This is a genomic window from Streptococcus sanguinis SK355, assembly GCF_000212855.1.
In the GTDB taxonomy this organism is placed as follows: Bacteria; Bacillota; Bacilli; order Lactobacillales; family Streptococcaceae; genus Streptococcus; species Streptococcus sanguinis_A.
The window spans coordinates 2,083,519-2,097,598 of sequence record NZ_GL890993.1 but is presented as its reverse complement, the minus strand read 5'-3'; the positions used below and the strand labels follow the sequence as shown (position 1 = coordinate 2,097,598).

Below are 14,080 nucleotides of genomic sequence, written 5' to 3'. Positions count from 1 at the left end.
GCTTGACAATGATTGAGATTTGGTGATTTTTCTTGACTAAGGAAGTCTCTGCGACAGCCATTTTCCCACAGACTTTACAGCGAAAACGTCGTTTCTTTAAGCGAATCAGCGTTTTATATCCCGCACACTCTAGATAGGGAATTTTTGATTCTTTTTGGAAGTCATATTTAGCCATTTGTCCTTGGCAGTGAGGGCATTTAGGAGCAGGATAATCTAGCTTAGCGATGATTTCTTTATGTGTACCAGCATCTAGAACATCCAAGATAGTGATGTTAGGGTCTTTTATTCCGAGTAAGTTTGTGATGTAAAAAATCCCGCTGGAATTCCAGCAGGATTTGTTTTCTTAAAATCGTATAAAATACAGATTATTTCATGGTTGGGAAGAGCAAGACATCTCGAATGGTAGTCACGTCTGTTAGTAACATAACCAGACGGTCGATACCGATTCCCAGACCTCCAGTTGGTGGCATACCGTATTCCAGAGCTTCGACAAAGTCATAGTCGATGCCTGTTGCTTCGTCATCACCCAGTTCTTTGGCTTTTGCCTGTGCTTCAAAACGAGATAATTGATCGATTGGATCGTTCAACTCTGTGAAGGCGTTGGCATATTCTTTGGTCATAATGAAGAGTTCGAAACGGTCCGTGAAGCGTGGGTCTTCTGGATTTTTCTTAGCTAGAGGTGACACTGCAACGGGATGACCGTAGACAAAGGTTGGCTGAATCAAGGTTTCTTCCACAAATTCTTCAAAGAAAGCATTGATAACATGACCGACTTCGGTGAAGTGCTTTTCAAGCGGAACTTTCTTTTCTTTAGCCAAAGCAACAGCTTCTTCAAAACTCATATCTTGCCAGAAATCAACACCAGTAATTTCCTTGATGGCATCTACCATGTGAACGCGTTTAAATGGTTCGTTGATCTTGATTTCAGTTCCTTGGTAGTTGACTGGTCCATCTCCATTTACAGAGATAGCTGCATGTTGGATAATGCCTTCAGTCAAGTCCATGATATCTTGAAAATCCGCATAGGCTTGGTAAACCTCGATGGAAGTGAACTCTGGATTGTGAGTCGCATCCATTCCTTCGTTACGGAAGATACGGCCAATCTCATAAACTCGCTCCATACCACCGACGATGAGACGTTTAAGGTGAAGCTCAGTTGCAATCCGCAGCACCATATCTATGTTTTGGGCATTGTGGTGGGTGATAAATGGACGGGCAGCAGCACCGCCTGCCTCATTGTGGAGAACAGGAGTTTCAACTTCAAGGAAGCCTTGTCCATCTAAGTAACGGCGGATTTCTGAGATGATTTTTGAGCGAGTGACAAAGCGTTCAAAGCTTTCGCGATTGGAAATCAAATCCAAATAACGTTTACGGTAGATGGTTTCAACATCTGTCAGGCCGTGGAATTTTTCAGGCAGGGGACGCAGAGCCTTAGATAAATGAGTAAGGTGGGTCGCCTTGATAGAAAGCTCCCCCATATCTGTCCGCATGATCTCACCTTCGATACCGAGGAAATCTCCTAAGTCAGCTTTTTTGAAGATTTCATAATTTTCTTCACCAACAGCATCCTTACGCACATAAATCTGGATTTGACCTTCACGGTCTTGGATGTGGGCAAAGCCAACCTTTCCTTTGCCGCGCTTGGTCATGAGACGGCCAGCGATAATAGCTGTTTCGTTGAGTTCGTTTAATTCTTCTTTATCTTTATCGTTGTATTTTTCTTTCAGTTGAGCAGAGTTAGCAGTTCGTTCAAAGCGTTTACCAAAAGGGTCAATTCCCTGCTCAGCCAGCGCAGCCATTTTTTCACGGCGGATAATCTGCTGGTCGTTTAATTCCTCGATATGTTCAGTAGTCATGTTTTTCCTCCAAAAGTTTTCCTACCTATTTTATCACAAAAGATAGGGAAATTCATCTATATTTGGCTATAAAGTAAGAAAAAAAGCTAGAAATCCAGCTTTAATTTTCTGCCTTTTCAACTAAATAATCCGTATTATTCCAAGTGATCAGCTCAAAATTCTCAAAGTCTCCTGTTTCAAGGATGGTGATGCTAGCATTGGTCAGACCGCCATTCTTGCGCAAAAGAGGTGTGTCATAGCCCAGCATGGTTCGAATACTGGCGGTTAAGTTAGCACCGTGCCCGACAATGAGGACCTGTTCATAGTCCTTGTCCTTTAAGGTCTTGATAAAGGAAATGGTCCGGTGGGTTGTATGGTAGACTGACTCAGCGTCAAAAAAGGTATGATTGAATTGCGAAAGGTTGTGGCGGAAGGCTGTCATCTGGTGAGGATAGATGGCTTCTAGGGTAGAGATTTTTGCTCCTTCCAGTTTTCCCAACTGCCATTCTCGCAGTTCAGGTACTGATACGATTTCAGTCGGAAACTGGCTTTCTTCTTGAATAATCTCAGCAGAGCGAATGGCGCGTGGGAGGTCGCTGCTGTAAATCTTGCCAAATTGTGTTTGAGCCAGATGTTTTCCTAGGCTATGCAGTTCCTCAACGGCGGTTGGCAGCAGTGGCGAATCACCACTGGCTCCCTGAAAGCGGCCTTCCCGATTCCATTCCGTTCTTCCGTGTCGGACAAAGTATAATTTCATAGTGGTTGATTGTTTCTTTCTTATTAGGGTTTATTGAGAATATTAGGTGCAATATTGAAGAATTATGAGCTAGGATTCTCCTTGAGGTCTGCAAAGTCAGCTTGAACAAAATCTGCTAAATCTTGAGCCTTGATTTCGATACTGCGGCCGACTTCACCAGCAGACACGATGATGCTATCCCGCTCTAAAGCTGACTGGTCGATATAGATTGGAAAGTTATGCTTTTGACGGATACCGACTGGATTGTTGGCTCCGTGGATATAGCCCGTTGTCTTTTCCAAGTCTTTCTGGGGAATCATGCTGACTTTTTTATTACCAGAAATCTTGGCCATTTTCTTTTCAGATAGATGTTCTGTGATTGGCAGGATACCGATTAGTGTGCCAGTCTTGTCTCCTGTCAAGGCCAAGGTTTTATAAATCTGCGAACGGTCCAAGCCTTCAGCTGGCTGTTCTGCTAAGGCATTTAGCTGCAGGCCTCTATGTTCAATCTTAGCCTTGCTTAAAATTTGCTCGACCAGTGTTTTTTTGATTTTTGTCTTTTTAGCCATTAGTATATCTCTCTTCTAATTGTGACATCCAGAGTCCCAGCCAGGTTCCCAGACCGAAGAAAAAGGCTGCAAGGACAAGTGTCAATATAGAAACTCCATGATAGCTAATGCTTTCACTGTTTCCTGCTTGAGGCACTACAATGAGAAGTGTACTGGATAGGACGATGCCAATGATAAAGTGATAGACACGAGAGTAGTAGTTTTTCAAAATATGATCCATCAGCTTAGAGAAGAGAATCAGAGCTAAGGCGCCTCCTATTCCGATGGGAAGAAAGGTACCCAAGAGATCTAGTTTGCGGAAGCCGTTCAGCATAGGAGCGTAGAGGCCTAAAATCAGGAGAAGGTTGGACGGACTGAGTCCGGGAATTAAAATGCCCAGTGCAATCAAGGCTCCTGCTAAGATAAAAGAGAGGAAGTTAGCTGGCAAGGTGCCGACCATGCCATTTAAGGAATAAAGAAAGATTCCTGAAAGGATGAGGCTGACCCAGAAAACGAGAATATCAACTCTATCACGCTCACTTTTAGCGACAGACTCTTTAATAAGGCTAGGAACAGTCCCAATAATAGCTCCGGCAAATCCCCAAAGGACAATCACTTTGTAGTTGTCCAGCAGCAGATTGACAGGATAGGAGAAGGCGGCGATTCCTAAAACCATTCCGATTCCAACTGGTATAAAATAGAGAACATTTTCGACGAAGTTTTCTTTTAAATGTGCTAAAAAATGAATCAAGCGCTCGTAAATACCTAGGATAGCTGCTAAAACACCGCCTGAAACTCCTGGCAAAATAAAGCCAAGTGCAATGACTATTCCTTTGAAAATTCTATTCAACCAAGAAATCATTGTATTTTCCTTTTCTAATTTCATTTATCAAATCATTATATCATAAAATATAGGCTTTATTAAGAGGAAACGGCTGGAAATTTCCTATTTTTTGACAATAAAAAACGACAGCAGTTTTTGAGATTTGAGCTGTCGTTCTGAGCTATTGGCTTTCTTTAGGAACTGTAAATAGCTTTTGATAAGTAGCTGTCTGGTCTTTTAAGGTTGACAGCTGGTTCAAATCAAGATAATGAGAGAAACCAGTCAGCTGACCTTGTGATGTGTACTGATGCAAGTCGTAATCTTGCTCAGTATTTGGTGCGGCATTGTAGTAGCCGTCATCATTACCATAAGTCGGAATCCAAATTGCTGTGAACTTATCAGTAGAGATACTGTGTTCCTCCATAAAATAAGTTCCAATATAGATACCAATATTTTTAACACCAAGTGACTCTAGCTTGGCACGGAAAGCTTCAACTCCCGCATTCATGTCAGACATGGTCTTTTCTTCGACGTCTAGCCAATAATAGGTTGGATGGTACTTGGCAGAAGCCTTGTAGAAACTTTCGGCTTCTTTTTCCATTTCCTTTTTGCTATTGGCGGCCACATAGGCATAGACAGCAACAGGGATGTTTCGCTTTTGAAATTCTTTGATATGTTTTTCATAAGACTTGTCCAGACCATTCAGATGGGTTGCTGCGTTTTCTTTTTTTGCCTGCGCTCCACTATGAACACGGACAATTACTCCCGAAACATTCTGTGCGAGTAAGTCGTAATTAATCTCACTTGGCAACTGCCAGCCAGAAATGTCAATGATCGGTCTGGAAATAAACTCTTCATCCAAGGACGAATCGTCAGATGTTTCCTCTTTTTTTGAGGAACTTGGAGTTTGTTTAGTTTGTGAAATTTTTGCCTGTGCTTGCTTTTCCTGAGAGTCAGTAATTTGCTTGCTTATCAAAATAAAAGTGATAAAAGAAGCAAAGAAAATTAGGATTGCAAGCGGTTTAATCCTCTTCCTCATACTGGTTTATTTTAACTTAAAACAAATAAAAAAGCAAAAAATATCCCCAGAATTGCTGGAAAATGAATAAAATGTAATATAATTGAAATATTATAAAGCAAAAACAAGACGTTTTGAAAGTTCAAAATGTCTTGTTTTTTAAAGAGCTTAGGCAGGCTGTGGAAAGTGATTTTTCGTTGGCTAAATCGTTTTGCTTTTTCTTACCTTTTATAATAGCTTTTGAATGAGTTCTTCTATCTTTTGGGGAGAGGTTTGTGGAGGGAAGCGTTTGATGACTGTTCCGTCTCGGTTAACCAGAAACTTTGTGAAGTTCCATTTGATCTTCTCGCCCAGAAGACCACCCTTTTCTTTTTTGAGCCAGTCAAAGAGAGGAGCGGTAAGAGGACCATTGACATCAATCTTAGCAAATCGAGGAAAGGTCGTTTCGTAGTTAAGGCTGCAAAAGCTGTTGATTTCTGCGGCGTCTCCAGGAGCCTGCTGGCCAAACTGATTACAGGGGAAATCCAAGATTTCAAATCCGTCTTGCTGATAGCGCTCATAGAGTTCCTGCAGTTCTTGATACTGAGGAGTGAAGCCGCAGCCGGTCGCTGTATTGACAATCAGCAGAATCTTACCTTTATAATCACTCATTTTTTGCGGACTTCCGTCTTGTTTTTGAATTTCGATATCATAAATGTCTGTCATGTTCTCCTCCTTTGTTTGCTTCCTATCTTATCACAATTTTATGTAAAAGAGAGAAAGCAAGGTCATATTATTCCAGTCTCTGCACTAATGCTTTTTTTTCAATCCAAAAGGTGGTATAATGAGAATTGAATTTTTAGAAGTTTAATGGTGAAATATGAAAATTGACAAGAAGCACTTGTTGAATTATTCCATCTTGATTCCCTATTTGATTTTATCTGTTTTGGGATTGATTGTGGTCTATTCAACGACGAGTCCTACCTCGATTCAGGCCGGAGGAAATGGTTTTGGGATGGTCATGAATCAGGGGATTTTTTGGATAATAAGTCTCTTTATAATTGCGCTCCTATATAGAATCCGCTTGGGTTTCTTAAAAAAAGGGAGTATCCTGACTATAGTTATCTTTGCTGAGATTATCCTCTTGCTTTTATCTCGTTTTATAACAGGGACTATCAACGGAGCTCATGGTTGGCTCAAGCTTGGAGCTTTCAGTATTCAGCCTGCTGAGTATTTGAAGATTATTCTGGTCTGGTATCTAGCTTTTCGCTTCACAAAGAGGCAGGAGGAGATAAAGGTCTATGACTATCAAGCCCTGACTCACAACCATTGGTTTCCTAAAGCTTTTAACGACTGGCGGACCATGGTGGCTATTCTGATTGGGATTGTAGCTATTATGCCAGACCTTGGAAATGCGACTATTCTATTTTTGACCGTCGTGATAATGATAGCTGTCAGCGGGATTGGCTATCGATGGTTTTCTACGATGCTGGGAGCCATTGTTAGTGTTTCCGGCTTGGTTCTAGCTAGCATTTGGTTGATTGGGGTTGAGCGCGTGGCCAAGATTCCAGTCTTTGGATATGTGGCCAAGCGTTTTAGTGCTTTCTTCAATCCCTTCAAGGATCTGTCTGGCTCAGGCCACCAATTGGCTAATTCCTACTATGCTATGAGTAATGGCGGCTGGTTTGGTCTGGGCTTGGGTAACTCTATTGAAAAGCGTGGCTATTTGCCAGAAGCTCATACGGACTTTGTATTTTCTATTGTGATAGAAGAGTTTGGTTTCTTTGGTGCCAGTCTGATTCTGGCCTTACTCTTTTTCCTGATTTTGAGAATTATCTTGGTAGGGATTCGGGCAAAGAATCCATTTAACTCCATGATGGCTTTGGGAATTGGCGGTATGATACTCATGCAGACCTTCATCAATATCGGTGGTATCTCAGGTCTTATTCCTTCTACAGGAGTAACCTTCCCCTTCCTATCGCAAGGAGGGAACAGTCTTCTGGTCTTGTCAGTAGCCATCGCCTTGGTGCTTAATATTGATGCCAACGAGCGCCGTGATGCCCTGTATGAGCAGATGGAAGCGGAGGCGCAAGGCCGGTCTGAGGAAGCTTAATCGTAGTTCGTGTGAACAGTTGTTGCAAAAATGAAAGGTGCAGATTATGTCATTTAACAAATTAGAAAGCTACAGCAATAAAGAAGTAATTCGAGAAGAAGTCGCCATTTTGACAGACTTGCTTGCCGACATTACTCGGAATCTTCTCAGCCCTGAGACCTTTGAAAAAATCTCCCTCATGGAAGAGCTGGCTGTTAACTCCAAATATCATGAGTTAAAAGCAATTGTAGAAGAACTAACGACAGATGAAATGGTTTATATTTCCCGTTATTTTTCTATTTTGCCGCTTTTGATTAATATCTCAGAAGATGTGGACCTTGCTTATGAAATCAACCATCAGAACAATATCAATCAGGATTATCTTGGAAAGCTGTCAACAACCATTGACCTGATTTCAACGCGGGAAAATGCTCAGGAAATTCTGGAAAACCTGAATGTTGTGCCAGTCCTGACAGCTCACCCGACTCAGGTTCAGCGCAAGACTATTCTGGACTTAACCAATCATATCCATAGTTTACTGCGCCAGCATCGTGATGTTAAGGCTGGCCTGGTCAATGAGAAGAAGTGGCTAGGAAATCTCCGCCGCTATATTGAGCTTATGATGCAGACAGATATGATCCGTGAGAAGAAGCTGAAAGTGACCAATGAGATTACCAACGTCATGGAGTACTACAACAGTTCGTTTCTGCAAGCTATCACCAACTTTATGGTTGAATACAGACGCTTGGCAGAAGAGCGGGGCATTAAGCTGGATAATCCTAAGCCTATTACCATGGGAATGTGGATTGGCGGTGACCGGGATGGTAATCCTTTTGTAACAGCAGAAACCCTTAAACTTTCAGCCACCCTCCAGAGTGAAGTCATCCTCAACTATTATATTGACAAGGTTTATACACTCTATCGCACCTTCTCGCTCTCGACCAACCTATCAGAAACCAGTCAGGCAGTAGCAGAAATGGCAGCTCTATCTACTGACAAGTCTGTTTATCGTGAAAATGAGCCTTACCGCCGTGCTTTCCACTATATCCAGTCTAAACTGATTCAAACCTTGCTTTACCTAAAAGAAGGCAACTTTTCAACTGACGATCAGCGATTGATGGACCGAGCTGAGGAAAAATTGTCTGCGAAAGCCAACCTTTCTGTCAGCAATAAAGGAAGAGAAATCATCCCTAATTATATCCAGTCTCGTATCAGCGAGACCCTGACTGAGCTCAAGAAGGAGGAGACACCTTCTTACAAAACAGCTCAGGAATTTAAAGAAGACTTGCAGGTCATTTATGATTCTCTTATTGAACATCATGGGGAAGCTTTGGTAAGTGGCGACTTGACTGAACTTCTCCAAGCGGTTGATGTTTTTGGCTTCTTCTTAGCCAGCATTGATATGCGGCAGGATTCCAGTGTTCATGAAGCCTGTGTGGCTGAGCTCTTGGCTTCGGCTAATATTGTTCAGGATTATAGTAGTCTGTCGGAAGAAGAAAAATGCCAGGTCCTCCTCAAACAGTTGCTTGAAGATCCTCGTATTCTATCAGCTACCCATGAGTCTAAATCTGAACTCCTGCAAAAAGAACTGGAGATTTTCAAAACAGCTCGTCAGCTAAAAGATGCCATTGGTGAAGAAGTGATTAAGCAGAATATTATCTCTCACTCGACCAGTGTATCAGATCTACTTGAGTTGGCTATTATGCTCAAGGAAGTGGGGCTGATTGATGAAAATGGTGCCCGTGTTCAGATTGTTCCGCTCTTTGAGACCATTGAAGACTTGGACAATTCCTGCGATACCATGGAGAAATACCTATCTCTGCCGATTGCGCAGAAGTGGATTGCCTCTAAGGATAATTATCAGGAAATTATGCTGGGCTATTCAGACAGTAATAAGGACGGTGGCTACCTGTCTTCTTGCTGGACCCTATACAAGGCTCAGCAGCAGCTGACAGCTATTGGTGATAAGTTTGGCGTAAAAATCACCTTCTTCCACGGAAGAGGAGGTACAGTGGGACGTGGTGGCGGCCCAACCTATGAAGCCATTACTTCTCAGCCACTCCGCAGTATCAATGACCGGATTCGTCTGACTGAGCAAGGGGAAGTCATTGGTAATAAATATGGAAACAAAGACGCAGCCTACTATAACTTGGAAATGCTAGTGTCTGCTGCCATTAACCGCATGGTAACTCATAAGAAGAGCGATAGCCATACTTCTGATAAATATGAGCGAATCATGGACCAAGTAGTCAATCGCAGTTATCAGATTTACCGTGATTTAGTCTTTGGCGACGAGCGTTTTTACGATTATTTCTTCGAATCTAGCCCAATCAAGGCTATCTCTAGCTTTAATATTGGTTCACGTCCAGCAGCCCGTAAAACCATCACTGAAATCGGCGGTCTCAGAGCTATTCCATGGGTCTTCTCATGGTCTCAAAGTCGAGTTATGTTCCCAGGCTGGTATGGTGTCGGGTCAAGTTTCAAGGAATTCATTGATGAAGACCCAGAAAATAACTTAGCCTTTCTGCAATTTATGTATAAGAGATGGCCTTTCTTCAAGTCACTCTTGTCAAATGTAGATATGGTTCTGTCTAAGTCAAATATGAATATCGCTTTTGAGTATGCGCAGCTTTGCGAAGATCAGAATGTGCGTGATATTTTCAATATTATCTTGGATGAGTGGCAGTTGACTAAGGATGTCATTTTAGAGATTGAAGGTCATGATGAACTCCTAGCAGAAAACACTTATCTAAGAGACAGCTTGGACTACCGCATGCCTTATTTCAATGTTTTGAACTATATCCAGCTAGAGCTAATCAAGCGTCAGCGAAATGGCCAGCTTACACCAGATCAAGAAAAGCTGATTCACATTACCATCAACGGTATTGCGACTGGTCTGAGAAACTCTGGCTAATACAAAGAGAAAATCGGAATTTTTCCGGTTTTTTCTATTTTTGTAACCAAAGGGCTTCTTAATTCGTTATACTTGTGACAGTTCAATCGCTTTTCTTTGTATCAACCTTACTACAAATCAGACAAGGAATAATTCACAAAAAAATGCTAAAAGACTTGCATTTTCATTTAAATTTGATAAAATAGTAAGGAAAGTTAGACTGTATTGCCTACTGTCTATCTATAAAATATATTTTATTGGAGGCTTTTACTCAAATGGCAAAAGAAAAATACGATCGTAGTAAACCACACGTTAACATTGGTACCATTGGACACGTTGACCACGGTAAAACTACTTTGACTGCAGCTATCACAACTGTATTGGCACGTCGCTTGCCTTCAGCAGTTAACCAACCTAAAGACTATGCGTCTATTGATGCTGCTCCAGAAGAACGCGAACGCGGAATCACCATCAACACTGCGCACGTTGAGTATGAAACTGCTAAGCGTCACTACGCTCACATCGACGCTCCAGGACACGCGGACTACGTTAAAAACATGATCACTGGTGCCGCTCAAATGGACGGAGCTATCCTTGTAGTAGCTTCAACTGACGGACCAATGCCACAAACTCGTGAGCACATCTTGCTTTCACGTCAGGTTGGTGTTAAGCACTTGATCGTCTTCATGAACAAAGTTGACTTGGTTGACGATGAAGAATTGCTTGAATTGGTTGAAATGGAAATCCGTGACCTCTTGTCAGAATACGATTTCCCAGGTGACGATCTTCCAGTTATCCAAGGTTCAGCTCTTAAAGCTCTTGAAGGTGACTCTAAATTTGAAGACATCATCATGGAATTGATGGACACTGTTGATGAGTACATTCCAGAACCAGAACGCGATACTGACAAGCCATTGCTTCTTCCAGTCGAAGACGTATTCTCAATCACTGGTCGTGGTACAGTTGCTTCAGGACGTATCGACCGTGGTATCGTTAAAGTCAACGACGAAATCGAAATCGTTGGTATCAAAGAAGAAATCCAAAAAGCAGTTGTTACTGGTGTTGAAATGTTCCGTAAACAGCTTGACGAAGGTCTTGCAGGGGACAACGTAGGTGTGCTTCTCCGTGGTATCCAACGTGATGAAATCGAACGCGGACAAGTTATTGCTAAACCAGGTTCAATCAATCCACACACTAAATTCAAGGGTGAAGTTTATATCCTTACTAAAGAAGAAGGCGGACGTCACACTCCATTCTTCAACAACTACCGTCCACAGTTCTACTTCCGTACAACTGACGTTACAGGTTCAATCGAACTTCCAGCAGGTACTGAAATGGTAATGCCTGGTGATAACGTAACAATCGACGTTGAGTTGATCCACCCAATCGCCGTTGAACAAGGTACTACTTTCTCTATCCGTGAAGGTGGACGTACCGTTGGTTCAGGTATGGTTACAGAAATCGAAGCTTAATTCGATTCCGTTCCCAGATAACAATTATAGTCAGACACTAAACCCCGTGAAAACGGGGTTTTTTAGTATTGTAATTGTTTTTTAAAAAAGAAGAATAGAAAGTAGTCGGTAATCTCCAGAGTAGATAGCTCGATTTTGCAGAAGCACCTTGAAGATGATTTAGGAGACGGAAAGGGAAGAAGTATAGATATAAGCTTGATAGAAGTTTTGCCCTTTTGGTTAGGTTGGGGAAGAAAGAATCATTTAAAACAGAGATTCTTTCAGGAAGGATTTTCACTTTTCACTGAAAGTATAGTATAATAAGAAATAGAATACATTTGGAGAAGAAAAATGCCCTCAAAATCAGGATCATTATCTTATGCTAAAAATAATGACGGTAATAAAGAAATAGAAAAAATAATCTCAAAAGAAGGACTGAAAAATAACTATATATGGAACATGTTGGGGACAGTCTCATCCTCATTGATATCAGTCGTCTTGCTTCTACTAGCTTCTAGATTTCTAGATTCAAGAGATTCTGATATTTTTAGTATTGCTTATGCTCTTGCTCAGCAGTTCTTTGTTCTAGGTTATTTTCAAGTTAGAAATCTGCAATCTACGGATGTAAAAGAAAGATACCAATTTGCTTCTTATCATAACACGAGACTTTTTACGGTCTTTTTGATGATTTTAACATCGTTTATCTATACTCTATGGCAAGGGTATGATGTTTACAAATCTAGTATTATTTTATTGCTTGTTCTTTATCGTGCTATAGATGCATATTCAGATGTTTTTCAAGGATTATTTCAGCAAAAAAATAGATCAGACTTAGCTGGAAAGGTGCAATTCTATAGGAGCTGGATTTGCATGTTAATATTTGCAACAGTCCTGTTGCTTACAAAATCATTGATGGTAGCTAGTATTGCTATTTGCTGTGCGAATTTCATTCTGACCTTCCCCTTAGATTTCAGAAACTGTAGATTACATTTTTCTCAGGAAATGTTTTCGCCTAAACTCCTTGATGACAGAAAAAATGTGTATTCTATTTTGAAAAATAGTTTCCCCTTGTTTTTAAATGGATTTTTGATAACGTATATCTATAACGAGCCCAAAATTGATATTGATTACCTTTTGACAAATGGCTATTTTTCATCTGGGGTTCAAAGAGATTTCAATGTTCTATTCATGCCTGTCTTTGTCCTATCCCTTTTGTTCTTCGTCCTGAGACCGTTGACTACACAGCTTTCTATTTATTGGAATGAGAAGAAATTTACACTATTTTTCAAACAGGTCAATACCCTATATCTAACAATGACTGTTTTAGGAGTTGTCATTGTTGTTTTAGGTTATATGATTGGTACAGAAGTGCTTGGTGCTGTTTACGGTATCCGATTACAGGAGTATAAGCTTCCTTTCACTATACTACTTATAGGTGGTATTTTGAATGTTTTTGCTCTAGTAGTCGATATCATTATGACCATCTTTAGAAAACAGCATTATCTGATGATAGCCTATTTATTGACATTTGCTGTTTCAAAATTTATTACGTTGCCATTTATCCGCGACCAAAAATTGCTCGGAGCTGCTAATTCCTTTTTAATCTCCATGTGCGTCTTTTATGCAACAAGTCTGATTATTTATGGCGTTGTTAAAAATAAGGAAAAAAGAAAGAAGTAGGATTCTATGAATATCTTATTTACATTAAATGATTCGTTTGTACCTCAAGTTGCAACCTGTATGTGTTCTATATTTGAGAATAATAAATCCGCTGAGAATATTACAGTATATTTAATTGGCGAGAGGATAAGCCAAGAGAATCAAAATAAATTAAAAGGATTCGCTAAAAGTTACGATAGAAAAGTTTGCATTATTTCTATAAATAATATCGAAGACTATATTGACTTTGATTTTGATACAAACGGTTGGTCTTCAATTATTTTGGCACGTCTTTTTTTAGATAAGCTTCTTCCACAAGAAGTTGATAGGATCTTATATCTCGATGGAGATACACTAGTTCTAGAAGATTTAGGTTCATTGTTTTATAGCGACTTAGGAGATAAGGTAATAGGTATGTGTCCCGAACCAACTGTGGATAAGTCAAGAAAGGAATTTCTAGCTTTGAAAGAGTACCCCTATCATAATTCGGGTGTCCTATTGATCGATCTAAAAAAATGGCGTAGGGAAGAGATTGGTAAAAAGGTCATAGAATTTTATCAGTTTCATGAAGGAAAGCTATTCGCACCTGACCAAGATGCCTTAAATGGAGCCTTGAAAGAGCAAATTTTTACCTTGCCAATTTCCTTTAATTATTTTAATATTTATGATGTCTATCCTTATAAAACGTTGAGTGAATTAAGTAAGCCAACTAAGTTTATATCACAGGAAGATTTTAATTATTTTCGGAAAGCACCTACAATTATTCACTATCTTGGTGAAGAGAGACCTTGGCGGAAGGGGAATACACATAGGTTTAAAAAGGAGTACCTCTATTATCTCCACAAAACTCCATGGAAGGATACACCAATGGAAGAAGGTTGGCAGCTGTATTTTGTTTGTTTTAGAATCTTTAATATTGTTATGAAGCCTTTTCCAATGCTAAGATATAAGATTATCAATTCCCTAATTCCGAGCTTTATGAAATATAGAAAAAAACAGTTGCAGAAAAACAAAAAATAATGCGATGACATGTTATAGAAAGAATA

The 14,080-nt window shown here is 40.4% G+C and carries 12 protein-coding genes; 5 read left to right on the top strand and 7 right to left on the bottom strand.

All coding sequences use genetic code 11. The annotated features are described in order from the left end of the window. The 7 genes from HMPREF9389_RS11860 to HMPREF9389_RS01380 all read right to left on the bottom strand — a co-directional run. The coding region (locus tag HMPREF9389_RS11860; protein ID WP_162091605.1) for a transposase family protein at positions 1 to 313 on the bottom strand (313 nt) is incomplete at its 3' end. Positions 314 to 365: 52 nt separating this feature from the next. Continuing rightward, positions 366 to 1,856: a lysine--tRNA ligase gene (gene lysS / locus HMPREF9389_RS01355; RefSeq protein WP_002931007.1), complete on the bottom strand. Its 1,491-nt coding sequence runs from the start codon at positions 1,854 to 1,856 to the stop codon at positions 366 to 368. A gap of 100 nt (positions 1,857 to 1,956) precedes the next feature. Further along, the gene (locus HMPREF9389_RS01360; protein ID WP_002931005.1) at positions 1,957 to 2,592 is read right to left on the bottom strand and encodes a histidine phosphatase family protein; all 636 of its coding nucleotides are present in this window, start codon (positions 2,590 to 2,592) and stop codon (positions 1,957 to 1,959) included. A gap of 62 nt (positions 2,593 to 2,654) precedes the next feature. Then, entirely contained in the window at positions 2,655 to 3,140 is a 486-nt protein-coding gene (locus HMPREF9389_RS01365; RefSeq protein ID WP_002930996.1) for an aminoacyl-tRNA deacylase, read from the bottom strand. Next, positions 3,133 to 3,981 carry a DUF368 domain-containing protein gene (locus tag HMPREF9389_RS01370; protein ID WP_032906614.1) on the bottom strand — a complete coding sequence of 283 codons (849 nt, stop codon included), beginning with the start codon at positions 3,979 to 3,981 and terminating at the stop codon, positions 3,133 to 3,135. The genes HMPREF9389_RS01365 and HMPREF9389_RS01370 overlap by 8 nt, the downstream gene beginning before the upstream one ends. A 142-nt stretch (positions 3,982 to 4,123) precedes the next feature. After that, positions 4,124 to 4,981, bottom strand: a complete 858-nt coding sequence (locus tag HMPREF9389_RS01375; RefSeq protein WP_002930992.1) for a glycoside hydrolase family 25 protein — start codon at positions 4,979 to 4,981, stop codon at positions 4,124 to 4,126. Between the two features lie 207 nt (positions 4,982 to 5,188). Then, the gene (locus tag HMPREF9389_RS01380) at positions 5,189 to 5,665 is read right to left on the bottom strand and encodes a glutathione peroxidase (RefSeq protein ID WP_002930990.1); all 477 of its coding nucleotides are present in this window, start codon (positions 5,663 to 5,665) and stop codon (positions 5,189 to 5,191) included. Positions 5,666 to 5,819: 154 nt separating this feature from the next. Here HMPREF9389_RS01380 and ftsW point away from each other — a divergent pair, with 154 nt between their 5' ends. From ftsW to HMPREF9389_RS01405, 5 genes are all read left to right on the top strand, one after another. Then, positions 5,820 to 7,052: a cell division peptidoglycan polymerase FtsW gene (gene ftsW / locus HMPREF9389_RS01385; RefSeq protein ID WP_002930988.1), complete on the top strand. Its 1,233-nt coding sequence runs from the start codon at positions 5,820 to 5,822 to the stop codon at positions 7,050 to 7,052. A gap of 46 nt (positions 7,053 to 7,098) precedes the next feature. Beyond that, the gene (gene ppc, locus HMPREF9389_RS01390; RefSeq protein ID WP_002930986.1) at positions 7,099 to 9,945 is read left to right on the top strand and encodes a phosphoenolpyruvate carboxylase; all 2,847 of its coding nucleotides are present in this window, start codon (positions 7,099 to 7,101) and stop codon (positions 9,943 to 9,945) included. A 254-nt stretch (positions 9,946 to 10,199) separates the two neighbouring features. Further along, positions 10,200 to 11,396 (top strand): elongation factor Tu, encoded by a 1,197-nt coding sequence (gene tuf / locus HMPREF9389_RS01395; protein WP_002912857.1) that lies wholly within the window; start codon positions 10,200 to 10,202, stop codon positions 11,394 to 11,396. A gap of 330 nt (positions 11,397 to 11,726) precedes the next feature. Continuing rightward, positions 11,727 to 13,055: a lipopolysaccharide biosynthesis protein gene (locus HMPREF9389_RS01400; protein WP_002930982.1), complete on the top strand. Its 1,329-nt coding sequence runs from the start codon at positions 11,727 to 11,729 to the stop codon at positions 13,053 to 13,055. 6 nt (positions 13,056 to 13,061) lie between these two features. After that, positions 13,062 to 14,054 (top strand): glycosyltransferase family 8 protein, encoded by a 993-nt coding sequence (locus HMPREF9389_RS01405; RefSeq protein WP_002930981.1) that lies wholly within the window; start codon positions 13,062 to 13,064, stop codon positions 14,052 to 14,054. Positions 14,055 to 14,080: the final 26 nt, after the last annotated feature.

Coding starts and splice junctions, on each gene's coding strand:
- lysS (WP_002931007.1), bottom strand. CDS start 1,856: ATGACTACTGAACATATCGAGGAATTAAACGACCAGCAGATTATCCGC.
- HMPREF9389_RS01360 (WP_002931005.1), bottom strand. CDS start 2,592: ATGAAATTATACTTTGTCCGACACGGAAGAACGGAATGGAATCGGGAA.
- HMPREF9389_RS01365 (WP_002930996.1), bottom strand. CDS start 3,140: ATGGCTAAAAAGACAAAAATCAAAAAAACACTGGTCGAGCAAATTTTA.
- HMPREF9389_RS01370 (WP_032906614.1), bottom strand. CDS start 3,981: ATGATTTCTTGGTTGAATAGAATTTTCAAAGGAATAGTCATTGCACTT.
- HMPREF9389_RS01375 (WP_002930992.1), bottom strand. CDS start 4,981: ATGAGGAAGAGGATTAAACCGCTTGCAATCCTAATTTTCTTTGCTTCT.
- HMPREF9389_RS01380 (WP_002930990.1), bottom strand. CDS start 5,665: ATGACAGACATTTATGATATCGAAATTCAAAAACAAGACGGAAGTCCG.
- ftsW (WP_002930988.1), top strand. CDS start 5,820: ATGAAAATTGACAAGAAGCACTTGTTGAATTATTCCATCTTGATTCCC.
- ppc (WP_002930986.1), top strand. CDS start 7,099: ATGTCATTTAACAAATTAGAAAGCTACAGCAATAAAGAAGTAATTCGA.
- tuf (WP_002912857.1), top strand. CDS start 10,200: ATGGCAAAAGAAAAATACGATCGTAGTAAACCACACGTTAACATTGGT.
- HMPREF9389_RS01400 (WP_002930982.1), top strand. CDS start 11,727: ATGCCCTCAAAATCAGGATCATTATCTTATGCTAAAAATAATGACGGT.
- HMPREF9389_RS01405 (WP_002930981.1), top strand. CDS start 13,062: ATGAATATCTTATTTACATTAAATGATTCGTTTGTACCTCAAGTTGCA.